The organism is Dietzia sp. CW19 (assembly GCF_014145265.1).
Classification (GTDB): Bacteria; Actinomycetota; Actinomycetes; order Mycobacteriales; family Mycobacteriaceae; genus Dietzia; species Dietzia natronolimnaea.
Genome location: NZ_JAALEE010000106.1, coordinates 1 through 4,696 on the forward strand (window position 1 = coordinate 1; position 4,696 = coordinate 4,696).

The 4,696-nt window shown below is 69.4% G+C and carries 6 protein-coding genes; 3 read left to right on the forward strand and 3 right to left on the reverse strand.

All coding sequences use genetic code 11. The features are described 5' to 3' along the window. Positions 1 to 564, forward strand: a 564-nt coding sequence (locus G6021_RS03795) for an endonuclease/exonuclease/phosphatase family protein (protein ID WP_182640700.1), incomplete at its 5' end; no start/stop codon positions are given. A gap of 15 nt (positions 565 to 579) precedes the next feature. Continuing rightward, positions 580 to 1,110, forward strand: a complete 531-nt coding sequence (locus G6021_RS03800; RefSeq protein WP_241730614.1) for a DUF732 domain-containing protein — start codon at positions 580 to 582, stop codon at positions 1,108 to 1,110. 25 nt (positions 1,111 to 1,135) lie between these two features. Here the strand turns inward: G6021_RS03800 and G6021_RS03805 are convergent, their stop codons facing one another. The 3 genes from G6021_RS03805 to glnA all read right to left on the reverse strand — a co-directional run bounded on the left by G6021_RS03805 (position 1,136) and on the right by glnA (position 3,951). Further along, positions 1,136 to 1,945: a DUF1206 domain-containing protein gene (locus G6021_RS03805; RefSeq protein ID WP_182611208.1), complete on the reverse strand. Its 810-nt coding sequence runs from the start codon at positions 1,943 to 1,945 to the stop codon at positions 1,136 to 1,138. A 45-nt stretch (positions 1,946 to 1,990) separates the two neighbouring features. Continuing rightward, a complete protein-coding gene (locus tag G6021_RS03810; RefSeq protein WP_179525013.1) occupies positions 1,991 to 2,401 on the reverse strand; it encodes a hypothetical protein in 411 nt (136 codons plus the stop codon). Between the two features lie 113 nt (positions 2,402 to 2,514). Beyond that, positions 2,515 to 3,951: a type I glutamate--ammonia ligase gene (gene glnA, locus G6021_RS03815; RefSeq protein ID WP_179525014.1), complete on the reverse strand. Its 1,437-nt coding sequence runs from the start codon at positions 3,949 to 3,951 to the stop codon at positions 2,515 to 2,517. 221 nt (positions 3,952 to 4,172) lie between these two features. Here glnA and G6021_RS03820 point away from each other — a divergent pair, with 221 nt between their 5' ends. Further along, entirely contained in the window at positions 4,173 to 4,661 is a 489-nt protein-coding gene (locus G6021_RS03820; RefSeq protein ID WP_179525015.1) for an RDD family protein, read from the forward strand. Positions 4,662 to 4,696 lie beyond the last annotated feature (35 nt).

Genomic DNA, 4,696 nt, shown 5'->3' on the forward strand with positions numbered 1-4,696 from the left:
GCTGTCGACGGTCTCCGCGCGGCGGGCCTCGGCGAGATGCTCCCGCACGAGGCATCCGATCCCGCCCCGCAGGCCGCGGGCGTCGCGGTCTGGTCGCGGTACCCGCTCTCGCCACCCGAGCGGGTCGCCGGATTCAGCCTGGGAGTCCTGCGCACGGATATGGCCGGTCCCGCGGGTCCGGTGACGGTGGTGGCGGCTCACCCCGTCGCGCCCGTGTTCGACGGTCCCGCCGCGGTCGAGGAGGCGGACCGTCTGAGGTGGTACCTCGGCGGGTTGCCCGGACCGGCCCCCGTGGTGGTGGGCGGCGACTTCAACGCCACCTGGGACCACGCCCGGTTCCGCGGACTGCGTGGGCTGGGGTACACCGATTCGGTCTCCGGCGGTGGCGACGGCTGGGTGCCCACGTGGCCAGCCGACGGGCGCGTCCCGCCACTGATCGGCATCGACCACGTGCTCGCGCGGGGAGCGTCGGCGGTGGGGGAGACCAGGACCGTCCGGGTGGGTGGCACCGATCACCTGGGCGTGATCGCGACGGTACGTCTTGCCGGGGACCGGGTCCGTTGACCTACGATGCGCACCATGAGTTCACGCATCCTGACAGCAGCGTCCGGCCTCGGTGCGGTCGCGCTCGCCGTGGTACTCGGGGGTTGTGGCGGGGCGACCGTGGAGGGGGAGGCGCCCGAGGTGGCCACGGAGTCCACCACGACGTCCGCCGCGTCGAGTACCCCGTTCGCCGAGGAGCGACCGGAGAAGCCCACCGGGCCCGTGACACCGCCCCCGCCGCCCGAGCCGCAGCCGGAACCGATGCCGGGGGAGCCCGCGCCGGAACCACGAGCGGACGACACCCCGGCGGCTGAGCCCGCTCCCGTCGCCCCCGGAGGCGGTGACTTCGTCGCGCTGCTGCAGAGGCAGGACGTCGCACTCCCCGAGGGCGTGGATCCGGTGGCCACCGCCGCGGAGGCGTGTGGCCGCTTCGACGGGGGCCAGCAGATGGACGAGGTCTCGGGGTGGCTCGGCGAGTACGGGCGGTTGGGCCCCGAGCAGCAGGGATTCTTCCTCGGCGCCGCCGTGGGTACCTACTGCCCCCAGAACTTCCCCAAGCTCGGCTGAGCCCGGCCGGTGTGAGCCCGGCGTCTCACATCCGGCTGTACTTGGCACGGCCCAGGGAGTAGACGCCGTACAACGCGATCCCGACGCCGGTCATGATGAGCAGGATCTGGCCGAACGGCTGCTCGCCGACCGTTCGCAGCGCGGCATCGAGTCCGCCCGCCTTCTCGGGATCCGCGGTCACGACCGCCGCGATCACCAGTCCGCCGAGGATGACCAGGGCGGCACCCTTGGCGATGTACCCGAGCTGACCGGAGACGACGATGGCCCGCCCGACGTGTCCGCCCCCGGTGCGTTCCAGGTCCTCGACGAACTTCTTGGTGGCGCCCTTGTAGACGTGATACGCGCCCACGCCGATGATCACGAGGCCCACCACGACGAGCGCGACCTTGCCCGGTGCGGAGCCGAGCAGTCCGGCGGTGGTACCGGACGCCGTCTCGGAATCCGAATCGGATCCACCGGAGGCGAACCGGGCGGTGGTCACGCCGAGAGCGAGGTAGACGGCGGCCTTGGCGCCCGCCTTGACCCTGTCCGAGGCCTCCTCCGATCCCAGGATCATCTCGATGACCTGCCAGAGACCGAGGGCGAGGAAGCCGATCGCGCCGACCCAGAGGAGGGCCTGGCCACCCGGTGCGGAGGCGATCTCGGCGAGGGCACCCGAGTTGGACGCCTCCTCTCCGCCCGATCCGGTCGCGATCCGGATGGCGATCCACCCGATGAGCAGGTGGAGGATCCCGTTCATGACGAAGCCCGCGCGGGCCAGCCACTCGAGGGCGGGATGGTCGACGGCGGAGCGGGCGGCGCCCTGAACGGAGCGAGGGGAACTGGGTGTCTTCATCTCAGCACTCTCCCACGAGCTCGGCTTCCCCACGACCTCGGCGGTTCACCACTCGATCTCGCCGAGGACGTCGTTCCGCCGACGGAGCTCGGCCAGCCGCTGTTCGGCCGCGCGGTGCTCCTCGGAGCGGCGGCGGGCCTGTTCGGCGAGTGCGTCCGCCTCGACCTCGGCCAGGAGGAGCTGGAGACGGTCCTTCTGTTCGCGCAGTGTCTCGACCGAGGTGTCCATCGCGATGAGCTTGCGTGAGCCCGCGCTGGCATGGAGGAACGGGTTCCGTTCGAGGATCAACCTCGCCTCCTCGGGGTCGAGCACCCGCGACAGCTTGAGCAGCACGGGGTAGCTCTCGCCGTCGCCGCCGGTTCCCGGTTCGTGATCCGGGTCCAGGGCGGCCGCGACCACCTTGAGTGGTCTGGCCCTCGGGGAGGCGCTCCGGAAGTCCACGTCGTCTGCGTCCACGAGCTCCCGACCCCTTCCGTTCCCCGCCTCCTGGCGTTCCCCGGTCCTGGGTCAACCGTAAACGCCCCGGCCACAGGGGCCGGGGCGTTTCAACGATTACGCGAGCTGCGGGATCAGCAGTCGTAGTACAGGTCGAACTCGTGCGGGTGCGGACGCAGGTTGACCGGGGCGATCTCCTTCTCCCGCTTGTACTCGATCCAGTTCTCGATCAGGTCCTCGGTGAACACGCCACCCGCGGTGAGGTACTCGTGATCGGCCTCGAGGCGGTCGAGCACCGCGGAAAGCGAGGTGGGGGCCTGCGGGATGTCGGCGGCCTCCTCCGGCGGGAGTTCGTAGAGGTCCTTGTCCACGGGGGCGTGCGGCTCGATCTTGTTCTTCACGCCGTCCAGGCCCGCCATCATCATCGCGGCGAACGCGAAGTACGGGTTGCCCGACGAGTCGGGACAGCGGAACTCGATGCGCTTGGCCTTGGGGTTGTTGCCCGTGATCGGGATACGGACACAGGCCGAGCGGTTGCGCTGCGAGTACACCAGGTTGATCGGCGCCTCGTAACCCGGGACGAGCCGGTGGTACGAGTTGATCGTGGGGTTGGTGAACGCGAGCAGGCTGGGCGCGTGGTGGAGGATGCCACCGATGTAGTAGCGGGCGACGTCCGACAGTCCCGCGTAGCCGGCCTCGTCGTGGAACAGCGGCTTGCCGTCCTTCCACAGCGACTGGTGGGCGTGCATGCCGGAGCCGTTGTCACCGAAGAGGGGCTTGGGCATGAAGGTCGCGGACTTGCCGTTCTTCCACGCGGTGTTCTTGACGATGTACTTGAAGAGCTGGATGTCGTCGGCCGCGTGCAGGAGCGTGTTGAACTTGTAGTTGATCTCCTGCTGGCCACCGGAGCCCACCTCGTGGTGGAAGCGCTCGAGCTCGAAGCCGGCGTTGGTGAGGTTGGTCGACATCTCGTCGCGCAGGTCGACGAAGTGGTCGTAGGGCGCCACCGGGAAGTACCCGCCCTTGGGGCGGACCTTGTACCCGAGGTTCGGTGAACCGTCGGCCTCGGACTCGGCTCCCGTGTTCCAGTTGCCGGCGATCGAGTCGACCTCGTAGAAGCCGTGGTTGGTGCCCGAGCCGTAGCGGACGGAGTCGAACACGAAGAACTCGGCCTCGGCACCGAAGAAGCAGGTGTCGGCGATGCCCGTGGAGATCAGGTACTCCTCGGCCTTGCGCGCGACGTTGCGGGGGTCGCGGCTGTAGGCCTCACGGGTGAAGGGGTCGTGCACGAAGCAGCTGATGTTCAGCGTCTTCGCCTTGCGGAACTGGTCGAGGCGAGCGGTCGACACGTCCGGCAGGAGCATCATGTCGGACTCGTGGATCGACTGGAACCCCCGGATGGACGAGCCGTCGAACGCCAGGCCGTCCTCCATCATGTCCTCGTCGAAAGCCGCGGCAGCGATCGTGAAGTGCTGCTCGGCGCCGGGCAGGTCGGTGAACCTGATGTCGACGTACTCGACGCCCTCGTCCTTGATGAACTTGATGACCTCGTCCGGAGTGGAGAATGCCACGATGTCGCTCCTCGTCTCTCTGTGCGACGGGCAACCGGTGCCGCCCGTCGTGCGGTGACCTCACGATATGGGCGAGGTGTTGCCCGGCCGTCAACCGAATGTTTCGGCAGTGTTACAGAGGCGGGCCGGGTGGTGTCCCTCCCAATAGGGGTCAGCCTAGTCAACCACTGCGGGGGAACGTCGACACGGGGATCGACCGGGCCCCGGTTACCCTGGGAACCATGCGTGAACTTGCAGGATCATGGCTGTCCGGCCCGACCTCGTCCGGCAACGAGCCGGAGCAGGCCTTCAAAGGTGAGCGGCTCGGGCTGCCCCGGTACGGCGAGGGCTCTCTCGCGCCGCTGGGGGTGCGTCTCGGCGCGCTACTGGTCGACTGGTTCCTGGCCTACGGGTTCGTGGGACTCGTCGTCACCCTCGGTGGACCGGGCCTGCTCGGAGGCGAGACGTTCTCCGCCGTGGCCAGTTGGGCGACTCCGCTGCTCTGGGGCCTGTCCGGCGTGGTGTGCGTCTGGCTCTTCGCCCAGACGCCCGGACAGGCACTCTTCGGGATCGGCACCGCACGGATCGACGCCGACGAGCGGGTCGGTGTCCTCCGTGCGATCGTCCGGGTCGCCTTCGTGTTCTTCCTGCTGCCTCCCCTCGTCCAGGACGAGGACGGCCGCGGCCTGCACGACAGGGCGACGGGTACGGCGCTGATCCGGACCCGGTGACCCCGGAGCTGGGCCCGGTGGGCCCGGTGGGCCCG

Excerpts from the sequence above, each read along its gene's own strand:
- G6021_RS03800 (WP_241730614.1), top strand. The coding sequence starts at position 580 with ATGAGTTCACGCATCCTGACAGCAGCGTCCGGCCTCGGTGCGGTCGCG.
- G6021_RS03805 (WP_182611208.1), bottom strand. The coding sequence starts at position 1,945 with ATGAAGACACCCAGTTCCCCTCGCTCCGTTCAGGGCGCCGCCCGCTCC.
- G6021_RS03820 (WP_179525015.1), top strand. The coding sequence starts at position 4,173 with ATGCGTGAACTTGCAGGATCATGGCTGTCCGGCCCGACCTCGTCCGGC.